Source organism: Paenibacillus stellifer (assembly GCF_000758685.1).
Taxonomy (GTDB): Bacteria; Bacillota; Bacilli; order Paenibacillales; family Paenibacillaceae; genus Paenibacillus_AQ; species Paenibacillus_AQ stellifer.
On sequence record NZ_CP009286.1, the window covers coordinates 4,492,872 to 4,508,638 of the forward strand.

Annotated in this window: 13 protein-coding genes; 4 read left to right on the plus strand and 9 right to left on the minus strand. The window is 57.7% G+C overall.

Going from position 1 to position 15,767, the window contains the following annotated elements; all coding sequences use genetic code 11:
* Positions 1–14: 14 nt before the first annotated feature.
* Entirely contained in the window at positions 15–1,472 is a 1,458-nt protein-coding gene (gene pdxR, locus PSTEL_RS20645) for a MocR-like pyridoxine biosynthesis transcription factor PdxR (protein ID WP_038698260.1), read from the minus strand.
* A gap of 133 nt (positions 1,473–1,605) precedes the next feature.
* Here pdxR and PSTEL_RS20650 point away from each other — a divergent pair, with 133 nt between their 5' ends.
* From PSTEL_RS20650 to PSTEL_RS28210, 4 genes are all read left to right on the plus strand, one after another.
* Complete coding sequence (locus tag PSTEL_RS20650) at positions 1,606–2,241, plus strand: pyridoxamine 5'-phosphate oxidase family protein (protein WP_038698262.1); 636 nt, start codon at positions 1,606–1,608, stop codon at positions 2,239–2,241.
* 217 nt (positions 2,242–2,458) lie between these two features.
* Positions 2,459–3,769, plus strand: a complete 1,311-nt coding sequence (locus PSTEL_RS20655) for an aminotransferase class I/II-fold pyridoxal phosphate-dependent enzyme (protein ID WP_038698264.1) — start codon at positions 2,459–2,461, stop codon at positions 3,767–3,769.
* Between the two features lie 128 nt (positions 3,770–3,897).
* Entirely contained in the window at positions 3,898–4,263 is a 366-nt protein-coding gene (locus tag PSTEL_RS20660) for a DUF1304 domain-containing protein (protein ID WP_038698266.1), read from the plus strand.
* Positions 4,264–4,390: 127 nt separating this feature from the next.
* A complete protein-coding gene (locus tag PSTEL_RS28210) occupies positions 4,391–4,501 on the plus strand; it encodes a YjcZ family sporulation protein (RefSeq protein WP_217646142.1) in 111 nt (36 codons plus the stop codon).
* Positions 4,502–4,702: 201 nt separating this feature from the next.
* Here PSTEL_RS28210 and PSTEL_RS20665 read toward each other — a convergent pair whose 3' ends face one another.
* From PSTEL_RS20665 to PSTEL_RS20700, 8 genes are all read right to left on the minus strand, one after another.
* Positions 4,703–4,894, minus strand: a complete 192-nt coding sequence (locus PSTEL_RS20665) for a hypothetical protein (protein WP_038698268.1) — start codon at positions 4,892–4,894, stop codon at positions 4,703–4,705.
* Positions 4,895–5,113: 219 nt separating this feature from the next.
* Complete coding sequence (locus tag PSTEL_RS20670; protein WP_038698270.1) at positions 5,114–6,763, minus strand: glycoside hydrolase family 13 protein; 1,650 nt, start codon at positions 6,761–6,763, stop codon at positions 5,114–5,116.
* A complete protein-coding gene (locus tag PSTEL_RS20675) occupies positions 6,747–8,597 on the minus strand; it encodes a glycoside hydrolase family 66 protein (protein ID WP_052098753.1) in 1,851 nt (616 codons plus the stop codon). The genes PSTEL_RS20670 and PSTEL_RS20675 overlap by 17 nt, the downstream gene beginning before the upstream one ends.
* A 118-nt stretch (positions 8,598–8,715) precedes the next feature.
* Positions 8,716–10,296, minus strand: a complete 1,581-nt coding sequence (locus PSTEL_RS20680; RefSeq protein ID WP_038698272.1) for an ABC transporter substrate-binding protein — start codon at positions 10,294–10,296, stop codon at positions 8,716–8,718.
* A gap of 74 nt (positions 10,297–10,370) precedes the next feature.
* Entirely contained in the window at positions 10,371–11,249 is an 879-nt protein-coding gene (locus tag PSTEL_RS20685; RefSeq protein WP_038698274.1) for a carbohydrate ABC transporter permease, read from the minus strand.
* A 36-nt stretch (positions 11,250–11,285) separates the two neighbouring features.
* A complete protein-coding gene (locus PSTEL_RS20690) occupies positions 11,286–12,248 on the minus strand; it encodes an ABC transporter permease (protein WP_084065228.1) in 963 nt (320 codons plus the stop codon).
* A gap of 74 nt (positions 12,249–12,322) precedes the next feature.
* Complete coding sequence (locus tag PSTEL_RS20695) at positions 12,323–13,960, minus strand: helix-turn-helix domain-containing protein (RefSeq protein WP_038698276.1); 1,638 nt, start codon at positions 13,958–13,960, stop codon at positions 12,323–12,325.
* A 2-nt stretch (positions 13,961–13,962) separates the two neighbouring features.
* Positions 13,963–15,711 (minus strand): cache domain-containing sensor histidine kinase, encoded by a 1,749-nt coding sequence (locus PSTEL_RS20700; RefSeq protein ID WP_038698278.1) that lies wholly within the window; start codon positions 15,709–15,711, stop codon positions 13,963–13,965.
* Between the last annotated feature and the right edge of the window lie 56 nt (positions 15,712–15,767).

The following is a 15,767-nucleotide window of genomic DNA, read 5'->3' on the forward strand; positions in this document are numbered from 1 at the left end:
TTAATCATACATCTTCACGTTTCATTTTGCACATCAGCCCAGGCTTCGGCGAGCCGGCGTACCCCTTCTCTCAGTCCGGACCCGTCCAGATGGGAAAAAGCAAAGCACGCCGCCGGCTCTGCCGCCTCCATCCGGTATCGCGCCGCGTCCCGGAAATCCGCCCCCCGCAGGAGGGCCGCCCGCTTAAAGCGGCCGAAGGCTTCTTCGCTGCGAAGCCAGCGGGCGTATATATGCAACCCCGCATCGCCGGGCAGCGGCTCGAACAGGCCGGCCGGCAGACCGGCCAGCAGCTCGCGCAGCAGGCGGCCGCGCTCGCCGAAGAGGCGGGACATCCGCCGGATATGCCGGGCGTAATGTCCCAGCGCCATGAAGCGGGCCAGTGCCCGCTGTTCCAGAAGCCCGGCGGGGAGCGGCTCGTACAGGGCTTTCGCCCGGATGGCCGGACCTGTCAGGGAAGGCGGGAGCACCGCGTAGCCGATACGCAGGCCGGCGAACATCGTGTTGGAGAACGAGCCGACATACACGACCCGTTCTCCACGGTCGAGCGCCTTCAGCGGCTCGACTGGCCGGCCGGACCAGCGGAACTCGCTGTCATAATCGTCCTCGATGATGACGGCGCGCCGGGCGGCGGCCCATTCCAGCAGCCTGCGGCGGCGGTCCAGCGGCAGCACGGCTCCCGTCGGATACTGCCGGCTTGGCGTGACGAAGAGCAGCCGGGCGTCCCAGTCCTCCGGCACAAGGCCGCTGCGGTCCACCCGGCCGGGAAGCGGTATGCCGCCGGCCGCCGTCACGGCGCGGCGGATGCCGTGAAAGCCGGGGTCCTCAACCACGGCCCGGCCTCCCTCGTCCAGCAGCAGCTGCGTCAGCAGGACGAGCGCCTGCATGGACCCGCTGAAGATGATGATGTCCTCCGCATCGCTCCGGATTCCGCGGGTCAGCCGCAGATGGGCGGCGATTGCCCGGCGCAGCCCCTCGTCCCCCTGCGGGGGCGCGGTGAGGCCGAGGGCGCCGCCGGCCCGCCCTGACGCATGCGACAGCGCGCTGCGCCACTCCGCATACGGGAACACCTCCATCGGCATTCCGGCGCTGCGGAAGCTGATGAAGGGGGCTGGCTCCGGCTCGTCCGTCGCCGGAAGGCCTGCCGGCAGCCGCCGGGCCCAGGCGGACAGCGGCAGATCCGGCACCGGAGCTTCGGCCGCGGCTCCGGCCCGGGAGAGTCTTTCCGACACAAAGGTGCCTCTTCCCGTCTCGCCCCGCACATAGCCGTCAGCAGCAAGCATGTCGTAGACCTGCGACGCTGATCCCCGGGACAGCCCATACTGCTCCGCAAGCCTGCGGGTCGAGGGGAGCCGCGCACCGCCCGGAAGACCGCCGTTCAGGATGGCGGTCCGCAGGGCGTGATACAGCGCCAAATATTTGTACCGGTGCTCGGCCAAATACCGGTCCAGATCCAGTACCAGATTCGCTTCCATTTCTTCATCCCCTCGCAACCGTGATATCCAACCGCAAATTGGACTAATAAAAATACTGTAAATGGGCTCTTTTTTAATGTCAATTATCCGGTATGATCTTGAGTATTCCATTCACAATCGAAGGAGCATTGCCATGAGAAGAAAAGAGTTTAAAGTCGAGTCGGAGGAAGAGCTGGAGGCGTTCCTGGACAGCATGAGCTTCGGCTTTCTCGGTGTGATAGACGGAGAAGGCCGGCCGCGCGTGACGCCGCTGAATTTTGTGTATACGGGAGGCAATCTGTACTTTCACGGCAGCCGGGCCGGGGGCAAGATGGAGGCGATCGCCCGCCAGCCCCAGGTCTGCTTCACCATTGCGGACGAATTTGCGCTCATCCCCTCATATTTTACCGACCCTGAAATGGCTTGTCCGGCGTCCGCTTTCTTCAAAAGCGTAACGATCTTCGGCCGCGCCGAAATCGTGGAGGACCTGAGCGAGAAAGCTCTTGCGCTCGGCTGTTTCATGAAGAAGCTGCAGCCCGAGGGCGGATACGAGCCTATTGAAGCGGATCATCCGAAATACCGGCCCCAGCTAAAAGCCGTCGCCGTTGTGCGGATAGTGCCGGATGAAATCACCGCCAAATTCAAATTCGGCCAGAATATGAAGGAGGATGACAGGAACGCCGTCATCAGCGGTCTTGAAGCGAGAGATGGCGAACGGGACGCCGAGACAATCGAGATGATGAAGCGGTACTGCCCGTATCATGCCGGACTGGATACCGAAGAAGCCTGACGATGAAATGAACAGAGATCACCCGGAATGACGGGGGTCTCTTTTTTGTCTGTAAACCCTCAGTCGAAAAGCGCAAAAATTGTCTCCATTTTTTTTGGAAATCCTCCTTTTCACAAGTGACTCTTCCGTAAGGCAGATGATATAATGTTAGGCAATGTTAGAGCGTTCACTCACATCAGGCTGCTAAGATTTCAAGATAACCGGAAGGATGAAACCGATGAATCCACAGGCTGGACAATTGAATGAGAGCATCAAGGCCGGGAACAGGCATGTGTACGATATGCTGTCCTCTCTCGGCAGAGAAATCTATTTTCCCAAGGTTGGCATTCTGAGCCAATCTGCTGAAGCAACTGCAAATGCCAAAAAATACAACGCCACGATCGGCATCGCCACCGAGAACGGAGGCCCGATGCATCTGGGCGTTATTCAGGATAAACTCTCCGCTTATTCGCCGAAGGATCTGTACGGCTACGCTCCTCCTGCAGGCAAGCCCGAGCTTCGCACTGTATGGCGGGAGAAGATGCTTCGCGAGAATCCGTCGCTCGAAGGCAAAGCATACGGAAATCCGATTGCCACCAATGCGCTGACCCACGGCCTAAGCATCGTCGCCGACCTGTTCGCCGGACCGGATGACGCCATCGTCTATCCCGACAAGAACTGGGAGAACTATGAGCTGACCTTCGGTGTCCGCCGGGGTGCGGAGCTCGTGAATTATCCGCTGTTCACCGAAGATATGACCTTCAACAGCAACGGGCTGCTGGATGCGCTCCTGGCGCAGAAGGATAAAGGCAAAGCCATTGTGCTGCTGAATTTCCCGAACAATCCGACAGGCTATACGCCGGGTCTCAAGGAAGGCGACGCGATTGTGGACGCGATCGTCCGGGCGGCTGAGGAAGGGGTCAACATCGTAGCGGTATGCGACGACGCCTATTTCGGTCTCTTCTTCGAGGATTCGCTTAAGGAATCGCTCTTTGGGAAGCTTGCGAACATTCATCCGCGCGTGCTGGCCGTCAAGATTGATGGTGCGACCAAGGAGGAATTCGTCTGGGGCTTCCGGGTCGGCTTCATTACCTACGCTTCGGACAGCCCGGAAGTTCTGGCCGCTCTGGAGCAGAAGACGCTTGGCATCATCCGCGCGACCATTTCCAGCGGTTCGCATCCGTCCCAGACCTTTGTGCTGGACGCTCTGAAGGCTCCGAAATTCGAAGCCCAGAAGGAAGAGAAATTCCGGATCATGAAGGGACGCGCGAACAAGGTCAAGGCGCTGCTCGACAGCGGCAAATACGGAGATGAGGCCTGGACGTACTACCCGTTCAACTCCGGCTATTTCATGTGTCTGAAGCTGAAGACCGTGAATGCGGAGGAGCTTCGCCAGCATCTCATCCACCAATACGGCCTTGGCACAATCGCGCTTGGCGAGACCGATCTGCGCATCGCCTTCTCCTGCATTGCCGAAGAGAACCTGGAGGATCTGTTCGATCTCGTGTACGCTGGCGTACGCGATTTGGAGAAAGCCCGAGCGCTCTAAATGCCATCCGCCACCGCGCTTTACCGCCGCTTTTGCGGCGGCTTTTTTTACTTTAACCAGCTGATTCGATCCGATAAAATAACGTGGTGCCCCTTACCCCATTTTTCAACAAAGGAGTCGATTTTCATATGTCAACCGTAGCCTTTATTCTCGTACTGATCGTTGCCGCCGAGCATCTCTACATCATGATCCTGGAGATGTTTCTGTTCGGAACTCCCGTCTTCAAGCGCACCTTCCGCACACCGGACTCTCTAATGCGCGATCGCAACGTCAAAGTAATGATGGCCAACCAGGGATTGTATAATGGCTTCCTCGCGGCGGGATTGCTGTGGGGGCTGTTCTTCGCAGGCGATTCCGGCAGGTCGATCCAGCTCTTCTTCGTCTGCTGCGTTATTATCGCCGCCTGGTTCGGAGGATTCACCGCCCAGCGCAGCATTATCGTGAAGCAGGGACTGCCGGCCATGGCCGCGCTCGTGTTTTTGCTGCTGTCCTAGGGCATATCCCGGGCATATATTGATTTTTTCCCGCTTGCTCCGGCATTGGCCCATACCCCTCCGCACAATGGCACATACAATACGATGTACTCAAGTACAACAACCTCTCACCGAAAGGGGAATGAACATGAGCGAAGAAGCAAGAGGCGGATACGGATACGGACCTTTCACCAGCACTGGTGCAATCCTGGTTCTCTTCATCCTGCTGGTTATCATCAGCCGTTCTCTGTTCGTCTAATCGACCGCAGACTCCATCACCGGGAGGGCGCCTACAGGCTCCCTTCCCTCACCATGTTCACGGCTGACAGCCCTCGGAATCCGGGGGGAACCGCCGTCAAAGAACTTTCGAGAGTCCAATGCAAAGAGGCCCTGGCAAGCCAACAGGCTAGCGGGCCTCATTTTTAATAACCGTTGAACCAGAACCGGCAGCTCGCCCGCCCTAGAAAATCCATAACAGCAGCGCGGCAACTGCTCCTATAATTGTAATTCCGATCAGTAAATCCGATACTTGTCTGAGGAGGCCGGGAGCGCCTTCCCGGTGAAGCTTGCTCGCATTGACATCATGATTCGCTTTGTGGCCTCCGGGATCAGTCGAATTAGCAGGGGGACCCGGACTAAAAAAGTCGGTCATGGCTATCAGCTCCTTTTCCTCTTTTCCTCATTATACACCGGATGATTCCAAATGATCTCGGATTTTATAACGATTCCCATACGGTGAAAATAGCTCCGGCCCGCAATTCGCAGCCGCTCCAACGTCAAAGTGTGCTTCATGGGTGTCCACCTTCACAGGTGTCCGCCCTCGCCGGTGCCCGGGCTGCCAGGCTTCAGCTTTGCGAATCCTCCGCCGCGCTCAGCCCAGCTTCACTGCGAAGGCCTCGTATGGCCGCAGTGCGAGCTCGGCGAAGTTCGCCGATTGGCGGTCGTAGTTCGCGATGATGATCTCATCGCTCGCACCCAGCTCCGGCAGCGCCACCGTCACGGCCTCGCCGCCGAAGTTGGCGGCGACGAGCCAGGTTTCTCCCTCGTAACGGCGCAGGTACATGAACACCTGCTCCGGCACATCCTTCACCAGCTCGAATTCGCCCCAGACGACAATCGGGTGGCTCTGGCGCAGCGCGATCAGCTTGCGGTAGCAATGGAAGACGGAATCCGGGTCTGCCAGATTGTCCTTGACGTTGATCTCCGCATAGTTCGGATTCACATGCAGCCACGGCTCGCCGGTCGTGAAACCTCCGCCCGGCGTATCGTCCCACTGCATCGGCGTTCGGGCGTTGTCGCGGCCCTTGGCGTTGATCGAAGCCAGGATGTCCTCCTTGCTGTAGCCAGCTTCCAGCCGCTCGCGGTACATATTGATGCTCTCGATATCCTGCACCTCGGAAATGTCCGTGACCGGATAATTCGTCATGCCGATCTCCTCGCCCTGATAGATGTAGGGCGTGCCCTTCATCAGGTGCAGAAGAATGGCGAACATTTTGGCGCTTTCCTTGCGGAAGGTCTGGTCGTCGCCCCAGCGGGAGACAATGCGCGGCAGGTCGTGGTTGTTCCAGAACAGGCTGTTCCAGCCCTCCCTGCCCAGCTCGGTCTGCCACTTCGTCAGCACCGACTTCAGCTCGCCGACGGAAAGCGGCTTCAGATCCCACTTGTCCTTGCCCTCCTGCTGGTCCAGGCCCACATGCTCGAACTGGAACACCATCGACAGCTCCTTGCGCGCGGGATCGGAATACAGCTTGGCGATCTCCGGCGTCGCGCCCCAGGTCTCACCGACGGTCAATACATCATGCTTGCCGAACGTCTCGCGGTGCATTTCCTGCAAATACTCATGCAGCTTCGGACCGTTGCCGGTGATTTCCCGGTCGGGAATTTTGCCGACCAGATCGATGACGTCCATGCGGAAGCCGCCGACGCCTTTGTCCAGCCAGAAATTCATCAGATCCCAGACCTCTTGCCGAACCTTCTCGTTCTCCCAGTTCAGATCAGGCTGGCGGCGGCTGAACAGATGCAGGAAATACTGGCCGCTCACCTCGTCCAGCTCCCAGGCTGGGCCGCTGAACGTCGATCTCAGTCCGTTCGGCACATCGCCGTCAACCGGGTCCCGCCACACATAGTAATCCCGGTACGGATTATCCTTGCCTTTGCGGGCTTCGATGAACCACGGATGCTCATCGGAGGTATGGTTGACCACCAGATCCATGATGATGCGGATGCTCCGCCGCTTGGCCTGCTCGATCAGCTCGTCCATGTCCGCCATCGTGCCGAACTCGTCCATAATATCCCGGTAATCGCTGATGTCATACCCGTTGTCGTCGTTGGGCGACTTGTAGACGGGACTTAGCCAAATTGCCGTAATCCCAAGCTGCTCCAGATAATCCAGGCGGTTGATGATTCCACGCAGATCGCCGATCCCGTCCCCGTCACTGTCCTGAAAGGACCTCGGATAGACCTGATAAATCACCGCTGTCTGCCACCATTTTGAATTCACATTCTCACTCCTGTTCCCCATATTTGACGACCAGCATCGTCCAGATGTCCAGTCTCGGCAGGACAATCCGCGCCGCTATGCCCTGTTCGTGCTTGGTAAGCGTATAGTCGGGATACACAATCTCCCCGGCCAGATCATCCGGGCTAGCCGTATAAATCGTTTCGGCCGGATGATCCAAAAGCACAGTGCAAACGATACCATTTTGCGGTTCGGGCCTGCTCCGCTTGCCGTGTTCCCAGTAATCATCCTCCAGGCCAATCAGATTGAGCAGATGGACGATCAAATAACCCGGCTTCCGCTTCACTATCGTCCAGACGGACCCTGTATCGCCGTTTGGAGCGAACGCATGGCTGCCTTCGAACACAATCTCCGTGTTGACTCCCGCCGTATAAGTGTACGAAACATCCTCCAGAGCGGGATGATGCAGCAGCGCGCCGAACCTAACAATGAAATCATAATATCTTCTGACCTCCAATGCAAACGTTTGTCGCATCGGGGCGTAGTCCGGATAGTACGGTTTGGTTAACATTGAGTTGTCCTCGCCCAGCAGCAGATGGTAGCCGCCGCTTGCGAAGATCGTTGCCATTGTCAGTACAGCTCCGTTCTCGGCCCATTCGGGATCGTTGCCGGCCTCCGGGTAGAATGACGGCAAGTACGCGGACAGGATAACCGGTTTCTCCGGGTTCAGCAGCCGGGCGTTGTCGATCAGCCCTTTCAGCTCCCGCAGATGAATGACTGGCGGCCAGACTTCGATGTAGATCGCTTCCTGGTCCGAGGAGGCGGTCTTGCTCACTGGATAATTTCCGACATTGTTGAAAATCAACCCGGCCGACGGATCGATCTCCGTCACCGCTGCCTTGGTCCGGTCAATCAGCGCCGGATAACACTCGGCCAGATCGACGGTTTCTTCCCGGCCGTCTATGCGGCGGACCGCTTTTTTGGGAAAGCCATACTGGTCCATGTGGATGCCGTCGAAGCCGGCCGCCACCACCCGCGCGAACTGCTCGACGATGTGGTCGGTCCAGGGCGAGCCGGGCGTAATGTCCATAATATAGAACAGATCGATCAGTTGAAACGGATCACCGCTGCGCTGGTACAGTCCCCATTCTGGACGCTGCTGCAGAAAATCCTTCAATCCGGCGTATACCGCACCGTATGCCATTGCCGCCATGCCTTTGCCCTGAACAGCAGCCAGCTTCTCCTTCACCACCCGGTAGGACATCTCCCGGCCCATCGGATCCGTAAATTCGTCTGTCGGCGGAATGAGATCGTCGTGCCTGTACATCCAGTCGTAGAACTGAATGACGTTCAGGTGGAACTTGTTCATGCTCTCCACATCGCGCAAATCTCCCGCTTCACCGCTGCGGAAATCGCTCAGGAAGCCATAGCGCGGCGCCCGCCGCCAATGATCGGCGATGTCGTAAGCTGTGGAAGCGGCGCCCAGGGCTACCCCTTCATGCAGCACTGTCACACGGGCGCCGTACCCCGCCCACTCCGTCTCCTCCAGATACAGGGGGGTCGGCAGCTTCAGCAGTTGTCCACCTGTAGTTAGAACGCTCAGTGTATGGCTAGCTACCGTCCGCTCCAGCTTGTTGAACACGATCCGCAATTCCAGAATCGCGTCTTGCGCGGTCTCCAGCTCGATCAGCAGGCTTCCCGGCTGCCCAGGTCTATACTGGGCGCGGTCCGGGTACACCTCCAGATGAGTCAGCGCCGCACCAGCCGGCGGGATTGCTCCCTCCTTCTGATGTAAGCCATTGTCCGGCTTCATTCCGTTCTCCGGATGTATGCCATTCTCCCGGTATGCCGGATTCTCTGTATTGTTCGTATTGTTCGTGTTCTTCGTATTCACCATCTTCTCCACCCCGTTTTCTTCATCATGTCCATTCAGCAGACCGGGGTATGACCGAAAGAATCATACCCCGGTGCTGCTTATAGGATTCCGCAGCCTGCCCGGCCTGCGGTTAAATCCATTATTTCTTGCCGTTTGTTGCCAGCCAGGCGTCAAGCTGCTTCTGGGCCTCGGCGATAACCTTGTCGGCGCCGGCCGCTTTTTGCTTATCCAGCAGTTTCTGCAAATTCTCTTCCGGATCAAGCTGGCCGGATTTCAACCCGTCCACGAATGCCTTGTTGGCGTTGTCGATGGAGATCAACTCGTTCTTGACCGGTTCAGGGTCAAAGACAAAACCGAAGATACGCGAAGGATTGGAGGTTACCTTTTTGTTGAACGCCTCGTAGTTCAAATACTTCTTCGGATCTTCCCCGACCCGGGTATAGTTCAGCATCTGGTTGCCAATCTGCCACATAATATCATGGTAATAGCCGATATTGTCCGTCGTCTTGCCTTCCGGCAGGGCCACCTGGCCGTCCTTCAGCACATAATGGGTGCCTTCAATGCCGAAGTTAAACAGCGTGAGCAGGTTCTTGTCCTTGAAGAACAGGTTCAACAGCATCATGGCGCGCTCCGGGTCCTCCGAGGTTTTGGAGATCGCTTGCATGGTCGCCGTCATTTTGCCGGTCTGAAGCCGGTCGATGCTCAGCGGGATTTGCAGCATTTCGCGGTTCGCCTTGATGGTACCGTTCGGTGACAGCGCCGCCTTGCCGATTTCCATATCGGCTACGATGTCCATATCGCCAACAAAGGCGAAAGCTTTGCCTGTCTGGAGCTTCTTCCACGCATCCAGACCCGGGGTCAGCGCGTCCTTGTTGATATATCCGGCCTTGTACCATTTGTTCGTCATTTTGGCCAGCTCCATGTAGCGCGGCGTGGTGAATGAATTGATGACTGTATAGTCGTCGGCCGGCGTGCCTACCGTGTTGATGGCCGCAATGCTGACGATGGAATCCAGACTGCTGGAGGAGTAATACGCCTCCAGCGGAAAGCTCGGCGCCACAAGCGGCGTGATGCCCGGCTCCTTCTCCTTGATCGTCTGGAGCATCGGCTCCAGCGCCTCTACCTTGCCGGACTTGAATCCGCTGAGGTCAAAGTTGTACTTGTCCACCAGCTCCTTGTTCAGATACACGCCTTGCGCGCCGCCCAGCTCCTGATGGGTGTGAATGCCGTACAGCTTGCCGCCGCGCTTGGCCGGATCATGGTAATTCTTCTCGACGGCCTCGATATCGGGGCCGTATTTGGCGAGCAGGTCATCCAGCGGAAGCAGCGCTCCCTTGGTCACCTGCTGCTGGAAGCCGAGCCAGTCCGCCGTGAACAGCAGATCGAATTTGTCGCCGGAGGCCATCATCAGATTGGTCTTGTCGCTCCAGGCGCCCCAGTCAATCGGCTCCAGCTTGACGGTCATATTCATTTCCGGGTACGTCTTCTTCAAATAATCGTTGATGGCCGACTGCACCAGCCCGTTGTCTTTCTGGGGAGCGTCGGGGAACACCATCACGACTTCGTAAGGCTTCAGGCCGGATGCGCCGGACGCCGCCGAGCCCTCCGGCTGCGACGAGGCCGAGGCGCCGCCGTTGTTATTGCCGCCGCATCCGGCGGTCAGGGCCGCAGTCAGCATCAACGATGCCAGCACGGCCGAACTTTTTCCAATCCATTTCATGTCATGAACCTCCCCGGTATACTCTTGCCTGTCTGTTGCATTGCAATGCTATACTAATCCGGCCATGGCCGGGATCAGCCTTTCACGGCCCCCACCGTAAGTCCCTTTACAAAATACTTTTGCAGGAAAGGGAAGACCAGCACGAGCGGTCCGATCGCAATCATGGCCATCGCCATCCGGATCGATTCCAGCGGCGTCGTCACCTGCGCTGTGTTGCTGTACGCCTTGTTCGCAATTGTCTGGAGGAACGAAGCATTCATCAGTGTTTTGTTAAGCAAATATTGCAGCGAGAAGAGCTTCTCATTCTGGATGAAGACCAGGCTGGTGAACCAGTCGTTCCAGTACGAGACCGTGATGAACAGCCCAATGGTGGCCATAACCGGCAGCGACAGCGGCAGAATAATGCTGAAGTAGGTCCGGAACTCGCCGGCGCCGTCGATCTGGGACGAGTCAATCAGGGACGGCGGGATGCTGTTGGTGAAGAATGTCCGCATGATAATGACATTAAAGCCGCCGATGAGGCCGGGGATGATCAGCGCGAGCAGCGTATCCTGCACATGCAGAAACCGCGTGTAGACGAGATACCAGGGCAGCAGCCCGCCGGAGAACAGCATCGTAACCAGAATGTAGAAGCTCAGCGCGCCCCGCAGGGGGAATTCGCGCCGCGACAGCGAGTAGGCCATCGCCGAGGTCACGAACAGGCTGACGATGACGCCGACGACCGTGACGAAGATGGAGACGCCGTAGGCACGGACGATTTTCTCAGCATCCTGAATGAGATACTGGTAAGCCACCAGGCTGATTTTGCCGGGCCAGAAGCTGTAACCGTGCACCGTCACCCAATCCTCGTCGGACAGCGAGATCATCAGCACCAGCCAGAACGGAATGAGGCAGGCCAGGCTGAACAAGGTGAGGACAATGAGAATAAGCGGATGGGTCCTTTTCTTGATCATGATAAATCTCCTCCCGGGAATAAAGCGCTTTCCATACTAGAACAACGCATTTTCTTTGCTGAACTTGCGGACGATCAGATTGACGGAAATGACAAGGATGAAGCCGACCACCGATTGCAGCAGACCCGCGGAGGAGGCAAGCCCGGTATCGCCGGTTACCATCAGCGCGTTGTATACGTAAGTGTCAATGACATCTGTCGTCTCTTTCAGCATGCCGGAAGCCATGGTCGCCTGATAGAACAGACCGAAATCCGCGTTGAAAATACGGCCAATGGCCAGCAGGGTCATGATGATAATAACCGGAGAAATCAGCGGAATCGTGATCTTGGTCATCTGCTTCCACCGCCCGGCGCCATCGATGACAGCCGCTTCATAGTATTCGGAGTCGATCCCGACAATGGCCGCGAGGTAGACGACTGCGGAATAGCCGACGTTTTTCCAGGCGTTGACGATGGTCAGGATGAACGGCCACTGCTGCGCTTCGGCGTACCAGTTGACCGCGTCCTTGCCAAGCGGCTCCAGTATGAACTTGTTCACGAAGCCCAGCTCCGGGTTCAGGAAGCCGTATACGATATAGCCAACGATAACCATGGAGATAAAGTTCGGCAGGATGACCGTGCTCTGAAAAAACTTGGACGCGATCTTGTTCTTCACTTCGTTGAGCAAAATCGCCAGCAGCACCGCCAGTGTCGTGTTGATCAGCAGAAAGCTGATGTTGTACAGCAGCGTGTGCTTGATGATCATCCAGGCATCGTTCGAGGCGAACAGGAACTTGAAATTGTCCAGCCCCACCCAAGCGCTGCCCCAGATGCCATCCGTGTAGTTGAGATCCTTGAAGGCCAGGAAAATGCCGAACATCGGCAAATAGTTGTTGATGAACATCAACAGGATGCCTGGCAGCGCCAGGACGATCAGCGCCCTGTACTTCCAGAACCTTCCCCCTTTTCTCTTGCTGCGCACCGCGGACGGCGCCGTCTTCAGCGCTTCTACTGAAGCCATATACCCACCTTCTTCGTTTCGTTATGGCTTCATTATAAAGAGCGGGAGACGCCGGCCCCGCCGTTTTTGTAACCTCAGTCCATTCGTTTTGTGACTTTCCGGTATTCCTGGGGATTGACTTCGAACTGCTTGCGGAACATTTTGGTAAAATGGGAAAAATTGCTGTATCCGACCTGCTGTGCGACGGCGCTGACCGTCATGACGGTCGTGTCCAGCAGGTCGCGGGCCCGGTTCATTTTGGCGGTGATGAGGAAGTCGATCAGGTTCTGGCCGGTCTCCTTCTTGAACAGGCGGGACAGATAGGCCGGGTTGAGGCCGACATGGTCGGCGATGCTCTCCCGCGAAATCTCTTCCTCCACGTTCTGTTGGATATAGCGGATGGAGCGCTGGATCACGCCGTCCGTCTCCTCCGGCTCGAACGCCGTCTCCATCACCGCCGCAGCCAACCCCTCCGCCCAGTGCATGTACTGGCGCAGACCGCGCACCCGGGCCGAAGCCCAGGCGGAGAAGCCCGGAACATCGCTGGCGCTGATCCCCTTGACCTGAAGAAAATGATAAATGATCTGAAGCGTATCCTGATGCAGCGACTCCAGATGCTGACCGTGCAGACTGGCGCGCTCCTCCATCCGCTCCACCAGATCGTGGATATAGCGGGTCACCGTCTCCCGCTCACCGTTCAGCATGGGGGCGACCAGGCCCGACAGATGAATCTCCTCCGGGAGCCCGGCCGCGGCCGTCTTCTGCGGCCGGGGGACATGCAGCAGCACAGGCGGCGTGCGGGTAATCGTGTCGCGTTCCATGGCCCTCAGACTCTCGCATAGCCCCGGAAGCGCTTGCAGTGTCCGGAAGCCGCCGATGTAGCAGGTGACAGAGCAGTAGAAGTAATCCTGACACGCTTCATAGAAGCGGTTCCCGGCCTCCGTCAGTTCCCGGACGCTGCAGGATGCCGGAGGCGCCGCTTCTCCGCCCTCCGCCGGACTTTCACCGTAGAGCAGGACGAACAGGACGCCGCTCTTGTCGGTCACGACCTCGCCCCGGCGGCCCTCCAGCCAGACCTCCTCCGCCGCTTTCTTGACAGCATAGTCCATAATTTCCTGGTCCCGTGATTCCAGCGGCTTGCCCCATTCCTGGGCGCTGATCAGAACCGGCAGCACCCGGCTATCTTGCCCAAGGCCGACTCCCGCCTCCGCCAGCTCCCGTTCGAGGAAATCGCCGAAGCCCAGAATACGGCGCGACAGCAGGTCCTGCCAGAAGCGCTCGATCCGGCGCGGCTGCTCTTTTTGCCATAGAGAGCGGTACTTGCGGTACATCTCGTTATAGGATTGCTGCTCCTCCTTCTCCCTGATCGCCTGGAGCATGCCCGTCACGGCCGCCGACAGCTCCTCCCCGTCGACGGGCTTCAGCAAATAGTCGAAGCTCCCGAGGCTGACGGCCTTCTTGGCATAGGCGAACTCGGTGTGGCAGGTGAGAAACAGCGACTCCGTGTGCGGCGAATGCTCCCTGACCCAGCCGACCAGCGACAGGCCATCCTCGTCCGGCATTTCAATGTCGCAGATCAGAATGTCGATCCGCTCCCGGGTCAGAATCTTCCGGGCCTCGTCGGCCCCATTGGCCGTAAACACCTTCCCGATGCCAAGCAAGCTCCAATCGCGGCCATGCACGATACCCTCCACCGCGAACTGCTCGTCATCCACAACCAGCATTTGATTCATGGTCATTCTCCTTCCGTATATTCCAGCGGCAGCATCAATCTCACGCGGAAGCCCGTGGGCTCTACCCGGCTGAATCCGATGGACGCTCTCTCGCGGTATCGCATCGCAATCCGCTTCTTCACATTCCAAATGCCGATATGCCGGTCCTCCGAGGCCGGCTGATAGTCCGGCGCATTCAGCTCCCGCAATTGCTCGTCGTCAGCGCCCTTGCCATTGTCCGCCACTTCGATGACCATCCATCCGGGCCGGTCTTCGTCAGGAGAGGCGGCAATGGATAGCCGGAACACCTCTCCCTTGAGACTGATGCCGTGAATCATCGCGTTCTCCACAAAGGGCTGGACCGTCAGCGACGGGATGCAGGCATGCCGGATGTCTTCGGACAGATCAATCTGAAATTCAAAAGACTGCTGGTAGCGCATCTTTTGAATCTCCAGATAGTTGCGGATATGCTCCAGCTCCTGCTCCAGCGTAATGCTGCTGTCCTTGGCCTGAAGCATGAACCGGAAATACTGCACCAGATGGCGGACCGTTTTCTTCACCAGCTCGTAACGCTGCAAATCGGCAAGCTGGAAGATGATGTTCAGCGTATTGAGGAAAAAATGCGGGTTAATCTGCGTCTGCAAATGCTTCATCTCCGCTTTCTGCGCGTTCAGCCGCTCCTCGTACACATCGATCTTCAGGTCTTGAATCTCGACCGCCATGCTGTTGAACGCCTGGTTCAGCGCCTGGAACTCCACCAGATTGGAGTCGGGCAGCTTGGTCTCCATCGCTCCGTCCCGGATGCGGTGAATGCCGCCGAGCAAATTCAGGATCGGGCGGATGACCATCCGCCGGAAATAATACAGATAGATCAGCAGAATGAGCAGAATGAGAAAGGGCAGCACATAGATGACGGCCTGAAACGCATTCAATCCCCGCAGCAGCTCCGAGTAAGGGATGACCACAGCCAGATTGATGCCAAGCGCGGCCGACTGGCTGGAGACAACGACCAGCTTCCTGCCCCCTTCTGAGAAGGAAAAAGAGGAATTCTGGTTCAGCTTCTCGCGGGGCAGCCGGAAATCCGCGCCCAGCGTGGACGATGCGCCGGTCAGCACCTTGCCGTCGTTGTCGACGATCAGCACGTCGCCGCCGGATTGCAGGTTGAGGTTGCCAAGCGGCGAGCGGAGCGAGTCCATCCGGATCAACGCGCCGATGTAGGCGGGATTGCTCAGTTCGTTGCCGACTGTCCGGTTCAGATAGTAATCGCCGCCGATCTTCACAATCGACCATTTATATTGCAGCCGTTTCAGCCGGTCGGTATTGCCGACCGCCCCGGTAATCCAGGCGCGCACCTGATCCATGTATGCCTCGTTCGTACCCAGCACATTGGAGAGGGTCAAGGTATCATTGGGACTGGAGTACAGGTAGAACATGTCGACGGTGTGATAATAGGCCTGGTAGGACTGGTTTCTCTGCATAATGCCCATACGGGCAAAATAATACTCGGAGTCCGTCAGGCCCGGCCTGCCGAATTTCTGAAAATTCTCGTCATGGTCAACGATGTCAACCAGATTGATCGTGATGTCCTGCAAGCTGCTCTCCATCATCTTCAGATTGGAGTTGACCAGATTCTGATAGGACCTTGACACCTGCGTCAACACGACATCCTTGGCGTAGTACCCCGCCGCGAACAGCACCGCCAGCAAGGGAATCGTTATGGCGGCAAAGAGCTGGATCAGCCGCAGCCCCAGCGTGTTTTTCTTGGATCTCATGTAGCCGTCCTTTCCGCCGCCTGAACTGAATGCCGCAAGCCGCAGGCAGAATGGTA